The 17103-nt window shown below is 47.5% G+C and carries 13 protein-coding genes, 3 tRNA genes and 1 riboswitch; of the genes, 9 read left to right on the top strand and 7 right to left on the bottom strand.

Going from position 1 to position 17103, the window contains the following annotated elements; translation table 11 throughout:
• Positions 1 to 89 precede the first annotated feature (89 nt).
• The 4 genes from ftsH (at position 90) to VNK96_00740 (ending at position 5597) form a co-directional block, all read left to right on the top strand.
• Complete coding sequence (ftsH, locus tag VNK96_00755; GenBank protein ID HWP30246.1) at positions 90 to 2054, top strand: ATP-dependent zinc metalloprotease FtsH; 1965 nt, start codon at positions 90 to 92, stop codon at positions 2052 to 2054.
• A gap of 76 nt (positions 2055 to 2130) precedes the next feature.
• On the top strand, positions 2131 to 2517 hold the full coding sequence (locus tag VNK96_00750; GenBank protein HWP30245.1) for a tetratricopeptide repeat protein: 387 nt from the start codon (positions 2131 to 2133) through the stop codon (positions 2515 to 2517).
• 66 nt (positions 2518 to 2583) lie between these two features.
• Complete coding sequence (locus VNK96_00745; GenBank protein ID HWP30244.1) at positions 2584 to 3753, top strand: FAD/NAD(P)-binding oxidoreductase; 1170 nt, start codon at positions 2584 to 2586, stop codon at positions 3751 to 3753.
• A 71-nt stretch (positions 3754 to 3824) separates the two neighbouring features.
• On the top strand, positions 3825 to 5597 hold the full coding sequence (locus VNK96_00740; protein ID HWP30243.1) for a hypothetical protein: 1773 nt from the start codon (positions 3825 to 3827) through the stop codon (positions 5595 to 5597).
• Between the two features lie 60 nt (positions 5598 to 5657).
• Here VNK96_00740 and VNK96_00735 read toward each other — a convergent pair.
• Positions 5658 to 5743, bottom strand: a tRNA-Leu gene (locus tag VNK96_00735).
• A 157-nt stretch (positions 5744 to 5900) separates the two neighbouring features.
• A riboswitch (cyclic di-GMP riboswitch) is annotated at positions 5901 to 5971 on the top strand.
• Between the two features lie 41 nt (positions 5972 to 6012).
• Here VNK96_00735 and flgM point away from each other — a divergent pair.
• Entirely contained in the window at positions 6013 to 6288 is a 276-nt protein-coding gene (flgM, locus tag VNK96_00730) for a flagellar biosynthesis anti-sigma factor FlgM (protein ID HWP30242.1), read from the top strand.
• A 177-nt stretch (positions 6289 to 6465) separates the two neighbouring features.
• Here flgM and VNK96_00725 read toward each other — a convergent pair whose 3' ends face one another.
• Complete coding sequence (locus VNK96_00725; GenBank protein ID HWP30241.1) at positions 6466 to 7458, bottom strand: PEP-CTERM sorting domain-containing protein; 993 nt, start codon at positions 7456 to 7458, stop codon at positions 6466 to 6468.
• 122 nt (positions 7459 to 7580) lie between these two features.
• Here VNK96_00725 and panB point away from each other — a divergent pair, with 122 nt between their 5' ends.
• Positions 7581 to 8363, top strand: a complete 783-nt coding sequence (panB, locus tag VNK96_00720) for a 3-methyl-2-oxobutanoate hydroxymethyltransferase (GenBank protein HWP30240.1) — start codon at positions 7581 to 7583, stop codon at positions 8361 to 8363.
• A 100-nt stretch (positions 8364 to 8463) separates the two neighbouring features.
• Here panB and VNK96_00715 read toward each other — a convergent pair whose 3' ends face one another.
• The 4 genes from VNK96_00715 to VNK96_00700 all read right to left on the bottom strand — a co-directional run bounded on the left by VNK96_00715 (position 8464) and on the right by VNK96_00700 (position 11132).
• Entirely contained in the window at positions 8464 to 9060 is a 597-nt protein-coding gene (locus VNK96_00715) for a hypothetical protein (GenBank protein HWP30239.1), read from the bottom strand.
• 100 nt (positions 9061 to 9160) lie between these two features.
• Positions 9161 to 9235 (bottom strand) — tRNA-Val (locus VNK96_00710).
• A 3-nt stretch (positions 9236 to 9238) separates the two neighbouring features.
• Positions 9239 to 9314: transfer RNA gene (locus tag VNK96_00705), tRNA-Glu, on the bottom strand.
• 234 nt (positions 9315 to 9548) lie between these two features.
• Complete coding sequence (locus VNK96_00700) at positions 9549 to 11132, bottom strand: SH3 domain-containing protein (GenBank protein HWP30238.1); 1584 nt, start codon at positions 11130 to 11132, stop codon at positions 9549 to 9551.
• Between the two features lie 249 nt (positions 11133 to 11381).
• On the opposite strand from VNK96_00700, the gene VNK96_00695 reads away from it, so the two are divergent.
• Genes VNK96_00695 through VNK96_00685 form a run of 3 tightly spaced genes read left to right on the top strand, consistent with a single transcriptional unit; the run spans position 11382 to position 15269 of the window.
• Positions 11382 to 12257, top strand: coding sequence for a glycosyltransferase family 2 protein (locus tag VNK96_00695; GenBank protein HWP30237.1), 876 nt, complete (start codon positions 11382 to 11384; stop codon positions 12255 to 12257).
• On the top strand, positions 12223 to 13125 hold the full coding sequence (locus VNK96_00690; protein HWP30236.1) for a glycosyltransferase family 2 protein: 903 nt from the start codon (positions 12223 to 12225) through the stop codon (positions 13123 to 13125). Before VNK96_00695 ends, VNK96_00690 begins: the two co-directional genes overlap by 35 nt.
• Positions 13122 to 15269 carry an O-antigen ligase family protein gene (locus VNK96_00685; protein HWP30235.1) on the top strand — a complete coding sequence of 716 codons (2148 nt, stop codon included), beginning with the start codon at positions 13122 to 13124 and terminating at the stop codon, positions 15267 to 15269. The genes VNK96_00690 and VNK96_00685 overlap by 4 nt, the downstream gene beginning before the upstream one ends.
• A gap of 36 nt (positions 15270 to 15305) precedes the next feature.
• On the opposite strand, the gene mrdA is transcribed toward VNK96_00685, so the two are convergent.
• Positions 15306 to 17102 carry a penicillin-binding protein 2 gene (mrdA, locus tag VNK96_00680; GenBank protein HWP30234.1) on the bottom strand — a complete coding sequence of 599 codons (1797 nt, stop codon included), beginning with the start codon at positions 17100 to 17102 and terminating at the stop codon, positions 15306 to 15308.
• Position 17103: the final 1 nt, after the last annotated feature.

Genomic DNA, 17103 nt, shown 5'->3' with positions numbered 1-17103 from the left:
TAATGACTTACAAAACCCCTCTTGGCGGAAACGCTTCTTAGGCAACATCCGTAAGATAATCAGAAAAAAAATTTAATGCTCCCGGAGACATGTTGAATAACCGAATCAGAGCCCTAGTATTCGTTCTCATCGTTCTATTTGGTTTGATATGGCTGCTTAGTTCGACAGGAACGAACACCATTCTGCAATCTCGAACGTCGAGAATCGAGCTTACGCAACTCCTCAAAGATGCTGAGGCGAAGTTGGTTTCCAGTGTGAAGTGGCAAGGCGATACGATTACCGCTGAATACACAGACGGAACGACAAAAATCGCATCAGCCGTTCCTTTGGATTCTCAAACCGGAGGGCAGATTTTTAACGACCTCAAACAGTCAGGTGTCCAAATAACACCTACGCGACCATTGATTAGCGAAGGCGTAATGAATTGGATATTTATGCTCCTCGCCCCCCTCGCACTCTTTGCACTTTTATGGTTTATGCTGATTCGCCAAGCGCAAGCAGGGAGCAATCAAGCATTGATGTTCGGGCGAAGCCGAGCAAGAAGAGTCAATGAAAATATTCCCAAAGTGACTTTCGAAGATGTCGCCGGGGTTGACGAAGCAAAAGCAGAACTCGCTGAAATCGTAGACTTTTTGAAGAACACGAAAAAATACATCGCGCTCGGAGCGAAGATTCCGAAAGGTGTGCTTTTGACAGGACCGCCGGGATGTGGGAAAACGCATTTGGCAAGAGCGATTGCCGGTGAAGCCGGAGTTCCGTTTTTCCATATCAGCGGTTCTGACTTCGTGGAAATGTTCGTCGGTGTGGGGGCTGCGCGTGTGCGCGACCTTTTCGAGACTGCAAAAGCGCATCGTCCCAGTCTGATTTTCGTGGATGAAATCGATGCTGTCGGACGCCAGCGCGGTGCTGGTCTCGGTGGTGGACACGACGAAAGAGAACAAACGCTCAATCAACTTCTCGTTGAAATGGATGGCTTCGATCCGAATCAAGGGGTTATCGTCATCGCCGCAACTAACCGACCCGATGTACTCGACCCAGCCCTTTTACGACCAGGACGATTCGACCGTCACGTCGTCGTAGATGCTCCTGATGCAAAAGGGCGCGAAGCGATTTTGAAAATTCACGCGCGTGGTAAACCACTCGCGGATGATGTTGACTTATCCGTAATTGCGAAAAGAACTGTCGGTTTCACAGGTGCCGACCTCGCGAACGCTCTCAATGAAGCGGCGCTATTAGCAGCGCGAAACAATCGCACGCAAATCACAATGGAAGAACTCAACGAGGCTTTGGAGCGCGTAATCGCTGGTCCTCAAAGAAAAAGTAGAGTCGTATCGCGCAAGGAACGTGAAGTGATCGCTGTTCACGAAGCAGGACACGCGATTGTAGGTGAATTGTTAGAGCATACCGACCCTGTGCATAAGGTTACGATACTTCCGAGAGGTCATACACTCGGTAGCACTTGGCAGTTGCCAGAAGACGATAAGTATCTCGTTACGAAAGCAGAACTTCTCGATGACATTACATCGCTTTTAGGCGGAAGAGTCGCTGAAGAAATGGTTTTCGGAGAAGTTACGACAGGCGCGAGCAATGATTTGGAACGTGTAACACATATCGCTCGTGCAATGGTTTGTCAATATGGCATGAGCGATAAATTCGGGGCGCTCGCATTGGGACGTCGCCACGAAAATCCGTTCATCGGACGTGATTATCTCGATGACAGGGATTACAGCGAAGAGGTTGCAAAAATCATTGATGAAGAGGTTCGCAACATCGTAGACAATTGCTACATGCGAGCAAAAGAAATCATCACGGAAAACCGCCGCAAGTTAGACAAACTGGTAAAAGCCTTGCTCGAAAAAGAGACTCTCGAAAGGGAAGAATTTTTGGCTATCATGAACGAGGAAGTGGAGGCAGCCCCAGATACGCCTGCGAACCCACCGACGCAGGAGTTAGAGAGTGAAAAGCCAGAGGCTAAGCCAACACAGGAGGCGAAAAAGAAGGGAGAAGGAATTATCCCGCCGAAATTAAAGCCCGGTACTGCAGAATCAGGGTAAACCTGTAATTAGTCTCAGTCTTTCTTACTCGAGTTAGATTGTGGTACTGTGTCAGATACTCAGGCGGAAGGCAGGCATGGCGAGCGTGCAAGACCCGGAACATACTCTCAACGCACAAACAGAGGCGCTCTATGAAAAAGGATTCGCTTCTCGTTGTGAAGGCGATTACGCGTCGGCAAGGAAATATTTCCAAGAGGTTATGGAGCGCGTGCCCGGGCACATCAAAGCACGATGGCAGTTAGCTTTGATCAAAGGTTTCGAAGGAGATTTCGATGGTAGCCTCGCCGATTTAGCGCAATTGGTACAAGATGCTCCCAATGACCCCGAGGTGCGTTACGATTACGCGATGACGCTGATGATGTTAGGCTTTTTCGACGAAGGTTGTGAGCAACTCCGTGAAGTGCTTCGTTTGAAACCCGACCACGAAAAAGCAAAACAGCAACTCCAATATTGCGGCGGATAGAAAATAAAAATTTTGTGTAACAGCAAGACGCTGTAACCACAATTGGCGATCGGAGTAGAATAAGACATGGCATCGAAAACTCTCATCTTAGGCGGCGGTTTCGGGGGATTGGTAACTGCGACCACACTTAGAAACTTGCTTCCCAGCGATCATGAAATTATTCTTCTCGAGAAATCACAAACGTTCACGATGGGCACGACGAAAACTTGGCTCATGCTGGGCAAACAAACGCGAAAACAAATCGAGCATCCTCGCCGCGGTTTAGAAAAACGAGGCGTTCGACTGCATCTTGCGCAAATCCAGAAAATAGACGCTGAAAAAAGAGAAGTAGACACGGACAAAGGAAAATTTGCAGCGGATTATCTCGTAATTGCGTTGGGTGCGGATTACGATATGAATCGTATTCCCGGTCTCGCGCAAGCGTCGGAGGAGTTTTATAGCGTGAACGGGGCGGAACGCTTGAATTCCGTAGTAAAAGATTTCAGCGAAGGAGAACTCGTTCTTCTCATCCCTGCAATCCCGTTCAAATGCCCCCCCGCGCCTTATGAAGGAGTGTTTTTATTGCACGATTATTTCGTAAGAAATAACAAAAGGGTCAGGATGAATATTTCTGTCTATACGGTAGAAGGCGCTCCGATGGCCACTGCCGGTCCTGAAATAGGAAATTTCATAAAAAGTGAACTCGCGAAACGAAATATCGCATATCATACACAAAAGAAAACATTGCGGGTCGATCCGGATACGAAAAAAATTGTTTTCGAAGATGGGGAAGTGAAATACGATTTGTTGATTACCATCCCCCCCCATAAAGCTCCCGATGCCGTGAAAGAAAGCGGATTGCTCGACCAGCGCGGGTGGATTCCTGCCGATCCGAAGACGCTTCGCATGAAGGATCTCAATAAAGCATTCGCCATCGGAGATGTAGCAGTCGTCCCTTTGCCGGGTCGTTTCAAATCCGATATGCCTCTCGTTCTTCCCAAAGCGGGAGTTTTTGCGGAAAGCGAGGGCAAAGTCGTGGCTACGCAAATCGCTTCCGAGATTTTAGGTAAAGAGCCGAGCGAATTCGATGGGAAAGGTTTTTGTTATGTAGAGATGGGGGATATGCATGCTTTCAGAGGAGACGGCTCCTTTTTCGACCTTCCCCACCCAACGATGAAACCCAAGGTTCCGGATATGACACAGTACCAAGAGAAAATTAAATGGGTGGAGGATTGGGTGAAGAAATATGTAGAGTGACGAAGAAGTCCGTCATTGATCGCATCGTAACGTCTTTTGCGCGCATTCGTCCATCTTAGGAGGAGATAGGAATGAAGCAAAGTATTCATATTCTAACAATCATTACGTGTTGCGTCGTTAACGCTGTTGCTTTCGGACAAGAAGGAGGTGCTTACGGTGCAGGAGGTGGAGGCGGCATTCTGCAAGAAGTATACGAGCAGTCTGCTAATAAGATAGAAGAAAGGCTTAGATTGTATTTGACTGGAAATGAAATTAAAAATCTCCTCACGCCGGGGGAATACAGCGAATGGAAAATGACGATGAAAGAAGGTCAAGTCGTGATTGCAGAGGCACGCAGCGATGCATTCGATCCGATTCTCGAAGTCGTTGACGCAGGAGGAAAGGTATTGGCTACGAATGACGACCGTTATCCTGGCGACCAGCGTCCATTGTTGCTTTGGAGATGCGAAAAAGAAGGCAATTATGCGCTACGCGCGCGATGCTTCAACGACAAATTCGGAGGACAGTTCTTCTTGCGTTTCAAGATATATGATTCCATTTCCCTCGATTCAGAAAAAATGGTGGAAGCAAAAATAGAGACTTCTACACCTTTTTTATTCAGAATCTCTATGAAACGCGGGCAAATTAAAAAATTTCTTTTCGAAATGCCAGACAATACGTATACATTTCCGAGCATTTCGTTTGTGATATCTCCGACAGGGCTTCCGGATATCAATCTTGCACAACCTCTTCGTCCAGTGATTGGCGATGCTATCGTTGCTCCCGTGGATGGAGATTACTATATGCTTGCGCAAGTCTATACGGTGAACAAAACAATACGAGTTGGTACGAAAGAATTAATTCCGACGAAGTTGTCACGAAAAGACGGAACGATTACGACTGTTTCTCAGTCCAATGTTCCCGTCATCTGGTCGCTTCCTGTAAAAGCAGGTGAATTTCTCGAAGTGTCTCTCCCTGAACTCGACTGGAGCTCGAGGCTCGTCGTTATGGAACAGCCAGACTTTTCTAAATACGACTTGAAAAATCCTGAGTCGAATCCGTTTTTTCCGAAAACGAAACAAGAAGGCGAAACGCAAACCAAAGCATTTATCACTTTGCCCGCTCGTGCGAGAGATAGTAGGTTTTCTGTCTTTCTAATGAAGCGAGATGCAAATCTTTGGATTGCATCGAATGCGTATAGCGCCGAGAGAAAAGAATTTACACTTTATATAAAACCTGCTGCGAAAGATTTCATCGCAAATACGAACCTCGAAAGCAAGCTTATTATCGGAAAAACGGATTATTGGTCCTTCGAAGCGAATATGGGCGATGTGATGACCTTCTCCTCGACGGCGGATGCCTTCGCTGAAAAAGCGATAGTTTATGACCCAGATCTTCGAGAAATATGGAGTGCGGAAGCTCCGCCTGACCAAACTTGGTTGAGAGGAAACATCGTTTTCAAAAAACCCGGTCGCTATTTATTGGCAATTTCATCGATCGGGAATGGAGGGGGGGGACGCTATACTGTCTTTCGTGAAGTATTTCATGCCAAGGAATTCAAAAAGGGCGCTCCGGCGCAGGGAAGGTTAGAAGGGAACCAAGTTCATGTATGGAAATTCACAGCAAAGCCGGATGAGCCGCTTCTCGTGAGATGGAAGTCATCGAACTGGATGTATGCCTATTCCATTCACGATGAGATGGGTGAAACTACGAATTTGCCATTGCTTTTCATTGACGAAAAAAATAAATACGGGATATTGAAAGTCGAAAAGCCAAAAACTTTCATCATCGTCATGAGCGCGTTAAAAGAACCGATAGAGTATTTCATCGAACTCAATGATTTGCCCGGATATAAAGATAAGTAAATCGCTCGTTTTGAAGATGGGACAAAAATGTAGGAGCGGCGTAAGGCGCGAATCGCTATATGGTGCGCGGGAGAGGACTTGAACCTCCACGCCCTTTCGGGCACATGCACCTCAAGCATGCGTGTCTACCATTCCACCACCCGCGCTAACCAGCTCTTTAGAAGGATTATTCTACCTATAAGGCATAATAGGATAAGAAGGTTCCTTCGGGAAGTTCCAAACCAAGCAATCTTTAGGGGTAAAGAAAGCTGCTGGGTTAGCCGAAAATCCGAATGGGGTAACCCTTCCCCGAATTGGAATTCAGACAGAAAAAGGCAATCCCCCGGCGGGGGAGCGCAAAGCCAGAGGGACTGTGAAGTCAGCCGGTTGCCTGTCCGGAATCGAGCCAGAGTTACCAGCAAGAGGATGGACAGTCATGAGAATAACAAAAGAACAAGTACTTAAGGTTTTAGAAGAGAAGAAAAGAACTTCGGAGCCCAATGTGCCCACTTTACTTAGCCATCAAATGAACGTCTCTGAGGACGCCCGATTCATTCGTCAATTGCGTGATGAAATTCTCGCAATGCCGGATGTTCGTGCCGAACTCGTCGAAGAGATTCGTGCACGAATCGAGCGTGGAGAATATAAAGTAAGTGCTGAAGATATCGTCGAAGCGATGATTCGCCGCATGATCGCGGATCAAGCAGATTAAATCGAAAATTAGATCGAAAAGCGCTTGCGCATCCGCAGGTTTTACCTGCTCGTGAGAATAGGGGATTTTTTCGAGTTTTGGCTTCGTTCCAAACTCTAAATAATGATCTCTCGTTCTCGAATTACATGTTGGAGTGTTATTGCGCAGAAGTTAGGACGATTTAGAAAAATAATTCGCTTATTTTTTCGCGCGTCTTAGTAAATATCCGCCTACGAATGTTGCAAGGACTAAAATCGTAGCGGGTTCGGGAACGATTGCCGCACATTTTTCTTGAATCCACTTCACTTCTGTGTCCGTAAAAGAAACTCCACCTGCTGCAGCGCCCCAGAGAATGAGTCCTTGTCGTTCTTGACCCCATGCATGGACGCCGATGATCTTGTCCGTAAAAGGTTTGCCTTCTGCGTCACGCCCTGAGGAAAAATAAGGCGCACCGGAATCACCTTTACCGCTGTATCCTTCTCCTGCAACCCAATCCCCTTTATTTAGACCTTCTGAAGGGTTTAGCTGCCATTCCATATTGTTGAAAACGTATTTGATTTTGTTGTATTTGTAATTCGGAGTGAAATCCGCAGTTATAGAAACGCGTTTGTTGTTCATCCAACGCTGTGTTCCGCTCGACTTCGCTTCCATATCGTAGGCTCCTCTCGGGTCACCGACGTATTTCTCTCCCGTCAATCCGAATCCGACCAAAGTGAATTCAGCCTTATCGTTTTTCTCTATTGCCAATTCGCGAACCAAAGCTTTGTCGAAGTCTTCTTTGCTTACTTTTGCACCTGCAACTGCTAAATCCCATGGCTTTTTCTTATCAGGTCCCCATCTGAAAATAAGTTTAGTATCGAGGAGAGTCCCATCACTGTTTCCGGGTGGTTTCGCATTACCGAAAGCAAACGCCAATCCCTTATCCAAGTCTCCCCAATCATCGGTAAGCACGTGGTCGGCTGTGAGAAGGCACAGCATGTAGTTTCCGTTGACTATTCCTTTGCCGATAATGCTTCCTGTTCCGGAAAAGAGACCATTCTTTCCATCTTTATCCGCGGCGTAAAGGATTCTCACGACGGAATTCAGGACCTTGTCATCCGCGAAAGCCTGTTCTTTGGGCACGCTTGCTTTACTTGTCGTAAATAAGAAAGCGACTTGTAAGGTCGCCAATACGGTCAAAAATCTTTTCATACCTCTCTCCTCGATTTTTTTTCATTATATATCTAAATCTCCTCGTTTATGAAAATCCATTTTTCGATTTGTTCGATATCCGGTGTTATGCCAAGAGATAGTTCCAAGTAAACTCTTTTGTTATGGCAGAAAAAATAACGGCTCCGAAGATACGCTCTATGAAGGGAGGGAGGATTGTCTGTGTTACTGCATACGATGCCCCCAGCGCGCGTATAGCGGATGCAGCAGGGGTGGATTTGATTCTGGTAGGCGATTCGTTGGGAAATGTCGTGTTAGGGTACGAAAACACACTGCCCGTTACTTTGGAGGATATGGTTCATCATGTAAAAGCAGCGAGGCAGGGTTGTTCTCGTGCTCTTTTCGCCGCGGATATGCCGTTCGGTTCTTTTCAAGTCTCCAAAGAAGAAGCGATTCGTTCGGGAATAGAATTGATCAAGGCTGGCGCCGAAGCGGTCAAATTGGAAGGGGCGTATACAGAAGCGATCGAAGGTTTGGTGCGTGCTGGGATTCCTGTGATGGGACATATCGGCATGACACCGCAGAGCGTGAACGTGTTCGGAGGGTTTCGCGTGCAAGGTAAAGGGGAGAAAGCGGATTGCCTTTTGAAAGAAGCGCATTCTATTGCAGAAGCGGGGGCATTTTGCATCGTTTTAGAGATGGTTCCTATGGGCGTTGCAGAGCGAATTACGAAAGAGATTCCCGTCCCAACGATTGGCATCGGAGCAGGGCCGCATTGCGACGGCGAGATTCAGGTCTTTCACGACCTTTTAGGTTTTTCACCGGAAGAGCCTTACAAACACACGCGTCGGTACTTGGAGAGTTGGAATTTGTGCACAGAGGCTTTGAAGCAATATACAGCAGATGTTCGGGCGAAACGTTTCCCTACGGAAGAGAATAGTTTTTAATTTCGAGCGAGATTTTCTCTGCGTCTAACTCGAAGAGTAAATCCAAATTAGCCCCCACCTGTAATGGTGGGGGCTAAATGTAATCTAAAAAGGGATGGGGTTAGCGGTAATAAGTGAAAATGCGCGGTGAAAGGACTAATAGGGGTTGCTGATAAGTTTTACCGAAGAGAATCGGTCCGCCTGAAGTTTGTATAATCGTACCGTCGCCCCAAACGCGCATGGCGTTTCCATACTGGTATGAGTCGGAAGCGTTCCATTGCATCCATGTGCGTATTTCTTCTATACCCATAATCCATCCCGTGTTTTCATCGGACCATGGGCTCGGCCAATATGGGGGGGCTGGCTCTTCTTTCGACGCTCCGGGCCAGAACCCGCGTCCTCGAGCATCGCGCACTTCTATAGTTTCTTGCGAGGTAGTGATTCTTTGCGCGAATATCACATTCTTCACCAAGAACCCTTCGACAGTTACTTTTTCGTTTGTTTTGAAAACAAAATTGCGTTCTCGCAAATAACTTGTAGGGGCTACCCGAACGAGAAACGTAGAACCACCGTTAATTTTCACGAGCAATCGGACGTCTTCTTCCGTCATCACGCCGACGACTTTTCCATTCACTACGACGGAATCGAGTTGCCCATTTGCCTGCTGCGTAGTCGAGAACATCAACAGGAAGACAGCCATCATCAATAAACTTTTCATGTTCTTCTCCTTATGTCTCTTACTTTAAACGCTCGGGAAAGATGTTTGTTCTCTCGAAGAGAAGATTCGTACAAGAAGATGACCTCAATTTGGCGGGAGATGGTGGGCGAAGAGGGACTCGAACCCCCGGCATCCTCCTTGTAAGGGAGGCGCTCTACCGCTGAGCTATTCGCCCAATTGGTAGCCCGGACGGGATTCGAACCCGTGACCTTCGCCTTGAAAGAGCGATGTCCTAACCGCTAGACGACCGGGCCATTTTTTTTCAACGTAATTTTAGAGTTTTATGTTGGCAAGTCGTCGGTCAACTTCCAACCTTGAAGAACAACAGAAATTATGACCGAAAATTATCCTTTTCTTTTGTCGAAATCGTGCCTTACAGCACTCTTATGAGATCAGAAAATCATTGCTCTTTTCTCTCATAACGGGTTCCCTGAGAAGCTGGCGGAAACCTTTTAGGGAGGGGTGAGAAATCGCGCCTTACAGCACTCCTACTCTTTGTCTTTTTTCGTTGGTTCGGCTTTCGCTTCGCCATCTTTGGAGGTTTCTTTCGTTTCGGGCTTAGGCGTTGCAGCCGTTAAATTTTCTTTTTTCGGCAAGGAAGTAGGCTTGGGTTTTTCTTCTGATTTCGATGCTATTTTTGGAGATGGTTTCGAAGCGGATTTCTTTTCACCTTTCGTGACTAAGCGCCTCGCAGCCACCAACCTTCCTTTGTAATATCCGGAATCGAGGCTGTCTATTTTCACCTGCCCGCGCGCACTACTCGAGTGAACGAACTTCCCATTCCCGATGTATACGCCCGCGTGATTGATTTTTCGGCTTCTTCCCGTGCGGAATAAAACGATGTCCCCGGGTTTCAATTCGCTCCTTTTCACTGGCGTTCCGACGGATACTTGGTCTCTGGAACGCCTGGGAAGAGTCACACCCTTCGTGGTTTTATATAAGTAATAAACGAATCCTGAACAATCGAATCCCCTCGTGGTTGTGCCCCCATACCGATAGCGAGTCCCTAAAAGAGACATGGCGCGGTCTACGATGCTGAGTGAAGAGGAATCCCATTTCGCAGACCGTTTAGAGCCTTTGCTGTTGGTTGCTAAAAATTTTGTGTTTCTGCTTCCGGATGCTCGGTTGTAATATGGGTTTAGAAAATCGCCACGCACGTAACCGATGGTTCCTTTCGGAAACTTTACTTTGTACCAAGCTCCAGAACGACCGAGGATGGTTGCAACCGTTCCGATATTGACCTTGGTCACACGCGAAGTGCTTGTGCTAGGACCTTTTCGTATGCTTACATCAGGGCGATTGATTTTTGCTAAGCGTGTAGGAATGTAGTTGATCTTTTCACCGGATGCACTGAATGATGGTTTTCCAACTTTGGAAGGGATTTTTAATGTCTGTCCAATTTGCAGGCGAGACCATTTCACTCCCGGATTTGCGCTGTGGAGTGCGGAAACCGTAACTCCGAGGCGTTTTGCAATCTTGTAATCGTTATCGCCTTTGTGGACGACAAGAGTTCGATAACTCGTATTCTGCTTGATATTCGCTTTTTGATTAATATTCGCTGTGGCTCTTGCGATGAAATCTCTCCGCACGTAACCTGTTTTTCCTGTAGCGAATTTGACTTTAGCCCATGAACCTCGAGTTCCCAATAGATAACATGGCTGTCCCTTTTGAACGACAGCAATGGACTTAGCGTTCATAGAAGGAGATTGACGGAGTCGGACATTCGTAGCTTTGATAAATACTTTCCCACTTGCCGGAGTTACTTTATTTTCTGGCGCGGTTGTCTTGGAGGAAGACTGAGTCGACGGGGGCTTCGTCCCGAGAAATTCCCTTTTGATAAAGCCGAGAGTGCCTCCGGGAAACTGCACCTTCGCCCATTTCCCAGCGACTGCCAACACCTTCGCCTTTCTCCCCGCATCTACTTGCGCGAGAACAGGGGAATCGAGCGAGGGGCTTTTCCTCACGCGAACCGCAGGCTTTTTGACATAAACGGTTGTAGCTGAGGAGTTTTTAGGGGAATTTATCGAGGATTTTGGGTTCCCTTTGGGGGATGCCAAGGCTAGGCTTCCCACTACTAGGGTCAGTATGCTGCTCAATACTATCTTTCGCAGTTTTTCCCTCCTTCGTAGCCTACCTGCCTAGATTCTCGTACACCTTAGCCCATCTAGGATGGGCATGTCAACCCCTAAGGCGCCCCTTTTCGAAGGTTTTTTCGCCTCCGTGCGGTCCTGAGAGGTCGCGCCTTACGGCGCTACCACGGAGAATGCAATGAAACAAATAACCGCGGCGGAGGTACGCTTGATGGAACTCTCCGGCTCGTCATGCTGAGCATCATCATCGTGAATTGGAACACCAAGGATTATCTCCAACGATGTTTGGCGTCTATTTTCAAACATCCTCCAGATGGAGACTGGGAAGTTCTCGTGATTGACAATGGTAGTAAGGATAGTTCTGCCGAAATGTGTTCGCTCGAGTTTCCCGAGGTGCGTCTTTTTGCACTTCCAGGAAACATAGGATATGCGGCGGCGAACAATTTGGGTTTTCGAGAATCTCGAGGTGAATTTCTTTTGACACTCAATCCCGATACGGAATTTTTCGATGATAGTTTATCGAAGGCAGTGAGGCTCATGAAGGAGGCAATGGAGGTGGGGGCATTGGCTGGAAGACTTCTCAACCCCGATGGAACTACGCAACGAAGCATTCGGAGTTTCCCGACTCCATTAGCGCTCTTTTGGCAAGTGACCGGTTTTTCGAATCTTTTTCCGAGAAGCCGATTCTTCAACGCCTACCGAATGCCGGATTTCGATTACTCGAAAGAAGCGGATGTCGAACAACCGATGGGTTCGTTTTTGATGTTCCGGAAAAAAGCGATCGAGGAAGTAGGGCTGATGGACGAGCAGTTTCCGATTTTTTTTAATGAAGTGGATTTGCTTTATCGAATGAGGTTGCGAGGATGGAAAATTCGTTATTCGCCAGAGGTTCGAGTTATTCATCACGGTGGGGCGAGCACTCGTCGAGTTCGCAAGGCGATGATATGGGAATCCCATCGAAGCCTGATTCGTTATTATCGAAAGTGGTATTTTCACGGATGGAATATCGTTCTATTTCCTTTTTTCGTAGCGGCGGTATATATCGCCGCTTTTATTCGAGCGCGAGGTTTTCATGCAGGATTTCGACCTGACCCTATCAATTTGTAGTTGGAATACTTTAGAAGACCTTCGCGCATGTCTGCAGAGTCTCGAGAAAGTAAGGGACGAAGCACGTTTCGAGGTCATCGTCGCGGATAACGCGAGCATAGACGGGAGTGCGGAGATGGTTCAAAAGGAATTCCCCTGGGTGCGTTTGATTCGTCTTTGCTACAACATCGGTTTTGCGGGGGGGCATAATTTGAATTTTCATTATTCTAAAGGCAAATTGTTCATGCCTTTGAATTCCGATACAATCGTTCATCCTCATGCGATTCGAAACATCGTAGAATTTATGAAAGAGAACCCTCCGGTGGGGGTTTTGGGTCCGAAGTTGCTCAATCCGGACGGTTCTTTGCAGTTTAGTTGCAGAAGATTTCCGACTCCTCAAGCGGCGCTTTTCCGTAATACGATTTTAGGGAAATTGTTTCCTAAGAACCGTTATACACGGGAGTATTTAATGCAGGATTGGGCGCATGACGAAGCGAAGGATGTAGATTGGGTGAGCGGCGCTGCGATTTGCGTGAGGCGGGAAGTTTTCGAAAGATTGGGGGGGTTCGACGAACGTTTTTTTATGTACTTGGAAGACGTAGATTTGTGCTACCGTACACATCAATCGAATTATCGCGTGGTGTATCTTCCGACTGCGGTAATCACTCACGCAATCGGGCGAAGCACGGATAAGGCTGCGAACCGAATGATACGTCAGTTTCATCGCAGTATGCTTTTATTTTATAAAAAACATTATATGAAGAACGTTCCTTTCGTGTTTCGTCCGTTCGTTCTCCTCGCGGCATGGGATTTTCTCTTTCTCCGGCAGAATAGTTTGATTTTAAGGAATGTTTTTCACGCAGTGGTGCGGGGGTTGAAACGCGCTTGAAATCCGAACGTCGGTCTACGATTTTTTTCTTATCTGCGCTCGCACTCTCTCCATGGTTGGGGGGGCGAATACCGTTAGGCGCGGACCCCATAGCGCCGGACGAATGGTTCTATCGAATCTTCGTCGAGCGCATGGTTCCCTCTATCGGTCAAGCGCTTATTGCTTTTCTCGTTCTATGCGGGATTTTCTCTGCGGTTTATAAAAGACGCGTTCTCCCTTTGCCTGCGCCGTTTCTTACGGTAAGTTTGTTCGCTTTGTGGGGACTTTTAGGCTTGTCGTTGTTCTTCACTTCTTTTCCGCATGAATCCCTTTTAGAATTCCCCCGCTGGACGATTTATGTTTTTGTGCTTTTCTTGAGCATTTTTTGTTTGGGAAGAGGAGAGGGAACAACGTTGGCGCTGCAAGTGCTTGGAATCTCGATTTTTATAGTAAGTGTAGACGGGGTTCGCGAATACATCACATCGGGCGTCAGTAATTGGAGAATTTTCGCAGGATGGCAGAACCCGAATGCATTGGCTTCGGTATTGGCGTTGAGTTTGCCCGCACTTCTTGCGCTTTCGATCATTCGAACCGGCGAGTCTCTTTCGAAAATCGTCGCTTATTCTTTCGGACTCGCCGTGATTCTTTGTGCGCTTTGGTTAACCCAATCTAAGGGGGGGCTTTTGAGTGCATTAGTTGGCTTAATCGTTTTTGGAATTTTCGCGATAGGAGAGGCATTTCGAACACGAAAATTCCCGTGGGGTAATTTTGCGAGAGTCTCTGTCGTGAGCGGGGTGATCTTAGGTGTTTTACTTTTTTTAGTGTACATCCCGGTAGGCGAAGGGAAAGAGCCGACTATGAGGATTGCGACAGCATCGCAAGAAGGAGAACAATCCGTAGGCTATCGTATAAAATTATGGCAGGAAACTTTCGATATGATCAAACAATTACCTTTTGCAGGGGGGGGAATCGGGACGTTTGCCGAAATGAATCCACGATATTTCTCCATTCCCGGCTCTCGTCTCGCTCATAACGCTTATTTGCAGATGGCAGCGGAGGCAGGGTTTTTCGCTTTAGCGATGATGTTGCTTTTCGGGTTAGGATGGTTAACATATGTAGGTCAGCCCCATCGCGCTGTTTCATGGGAAAACAACTTCTTACGTTGCGGAATATTGGGTTCTATAGCCGCTGGGGGGGCGAATGGTTTGGTCGAATCCAGTTTCAGTTATTTCGGTTTTTCGGTCATCTTCTTCACACTGCTGGGCCTCGGACTTCTGCTTTCTGCGGATGGAGTTCGTCCAGAACAGTGGAGCAAACTCGTTCAGATGTTCGTTTTCGTCTTAATTCCATTGGGTGCTTTTCTGTATCTATTAACATCTGCGACTGCGGAGGGTTTCGTCGCGGATGGTTTATATCGTTTCGCGAATGATAGAGACTCCGCTTATTCGCGTTTCGAATTCGCATCGAAAATATCTCCTTTAAATCCCATTCCACTGTTGACAGCAGGAAAATCTCTATTATTCGAAGCGCACGAAACCGGTTCTCGCAGTAAGGCGAAACAGGCATTGTCGTATTTCGAGCGTTTGGTGAAATTGCGTCCCAGTTCTGCTTCTTTCTCATGGCTTGCAGAAGCGCAAATCCTCGCGGGCGAAAAGACAAAGGCTATGGAAAGTTTTCGTCGCGCAATCGAACTCTCTCCTCATAACCCTCGCTATCGAGCCGATTTTTTCCTGTTTCTAAAAAACGAAGGATATACAGCGAACGCGCGCAAAGAAGCAGAAGAGATTGTGAAAATGGAGAACTCGGAGTATTTTCGTTACAATGCTTTGCCGTGGCTCGTGAATACGGATACTCTACCTGCGCGTTTATACTTGGCTGAGATTGCGAGAGAACAAGGTGATGCGCGAAGAGAGATCGAGATGCTGGAGGGGGCATTTCGGATTCTTGCCGATTATCGAAAGAAAACGTACACGGAGTTGATGAGGATTACGGGGGGGGATTTATCCTTAGCACCTCGTATCCTCGCAAGCGAAACGCCGGAAAAGATACAGGAATTGTATGCGGAATTGCTCTCGGTTTCCGAGAGATTGATAGAACTCTATCGAAGCGAAGGGAACGATAAAAAAGCGGATGAGATTCGGTCAGAAGTGGAAAAGTTGAAATAAGAATTTCGTAAAAAGCACATTTCGCTGAAAAGCCTTTTACAAAGCGCCGATTTTTTGCAAATAGAACCTCACGACTTTTCCGGCTATGGGTGCGGCGACTTGCCCCCCCTGTCCTGCTCCCTCGAGAACGACTGCGATAGCGATTTCGGGGTCGTCTGCAGGCGCAAACCCAATAAAAAGAGCATGAGGTGTAGCACCGCGTTTTTGCTGTGCCGTGCCTGTTTTACCTGCAAAACGAACACCCTCGATGTGCGCTGCGCGTCCTGTTCCCGTGTCTACCACACGCACCATTGCATTCGTAATTCTATCCCACCACAAAGAGTCTATATTCAGTTTAGAAAAGACAACGGGTTCGATTTCTTGGGGGGGCTGATCGGGGGTAGATGGGACGATGCTCCGCACGAGGTGAGGTTTGTATGCGATTCCCTTATTTGCGATTGTCGAAGCGTAATTCGCGAGTTGGAGAGGTGTCCCCCCCAAATAACCTTGCCCTATGGAAAGGTTCACACTGTCACCTAAATACCATCGGATTCCGTTTTTCTCGAGCCATGCAGAACTCGGTAGTGTCCCTGTGCTTTCTCCCAGAATGTCGATTCCCAATTTAGTTCCGAAACCGAATTCTTTCGCGACCTCGACGATATCATGACGCTGCACACGCGTTGCGATTTCCGCAAAAAATACATTACAAGATTTTTCGATGGCGCGTTCGAAATTCACGCTCCCATGAACTCCCAAACAGCGAAAATATCGGTTTCCGACCTTCAATCCCCCCCTGCATACGAATGTGGTCGAAGGAGTGATTACGCCTGTTTTGATTCCGGCAATCAATGTAACGAGTTTGAAAGTCGAGCCGGGAGCATAAGCACTGGCAATCGCGCGATTGTGCAAAGGAAGGCGAGGGTCTTTGGAAAGTTGTTCCCATTGCGCCGCGGTGATTCCTTTCACGAATAAGTTGGGGTCGTAGGAAGCGTTGCTATAAAGACAAAGGATTTCTCCGTTTTTCGGATTCAAAGCGACTATCGCCCCCCTTTTGTTCTGAAGCACGCTTGCGGCGAATTCTTGAAGGTCTAAATCTAAAGTTAATACGAGTTTTGAACCGGGGATGGGAGGTTCGCTCGTGCGAGGTCGTAAAGGTTTGCCTCTACTATCTACTTCCACTGCTTCTATGCCGGGAGTTCCCATGAGTTTGTCGTCGTAAGCGCGCTCGATACCGATTTTTCCGGTGAAAGGCGGGAGCATTTTGCTTATTGCCAAGATGCGTTCGATGTCTTTTTCGTCCAAACCTCCGACATAACCAATCACGTGCGCTAATGCTTTGCCATGATGATATTTTCTCACGGGCAAAGAACGCACGAACACACCGGGCAAAAACGCGCGTTGCTCTTCGATTGCGATGGCTTGATTTTCTCGCAGACCGACTTTTTCGACGAAAGGCAGAAAGCGTCTATGCATGTGATTTCGAATTGCGTTTTGCAATTCTTTCGGGTCTTCTTGGATGATTTTAGCGAGGTGAGAAATTGCATCCGGTTTCTGGATGATTTCGTGCGGTGTAATCATCACCGCGAGGGCGGGTTCGACCGTGGCGAGGGGGCGATTTTCACGGTCCACAATTTGACCGCGTGGGGGGGGAATCGCTTCTTCTATCGTCCGGCTTCGTATCGCGAGCCTGCTGAGTTCTTCTCCCTTCACGACCTGAAGATACCAAAGCCTCAAAAACAGAACTACAAAGCCGAGAATGACGAAACCGGGAACGATTTGCGCAGTGAAATCCGCACGATGCCTAACCTTCGCATCGAGCAGATAGGGTCCACTGGGTTTCCGATTCGGCTTCATG

The organism is Fimbriimonadales bacterium (genome assembly GCA_035559795.1).
GTDB lineage: Bacteria > Armatimonadota > Fimbriimonadia > Fimbriimonadales > ATM1 > DATMAR01.
Note: the sequence above shows the minus strand (reverse complement) of the source record. Positions and strands in the feature narration are given on the sequence as shown.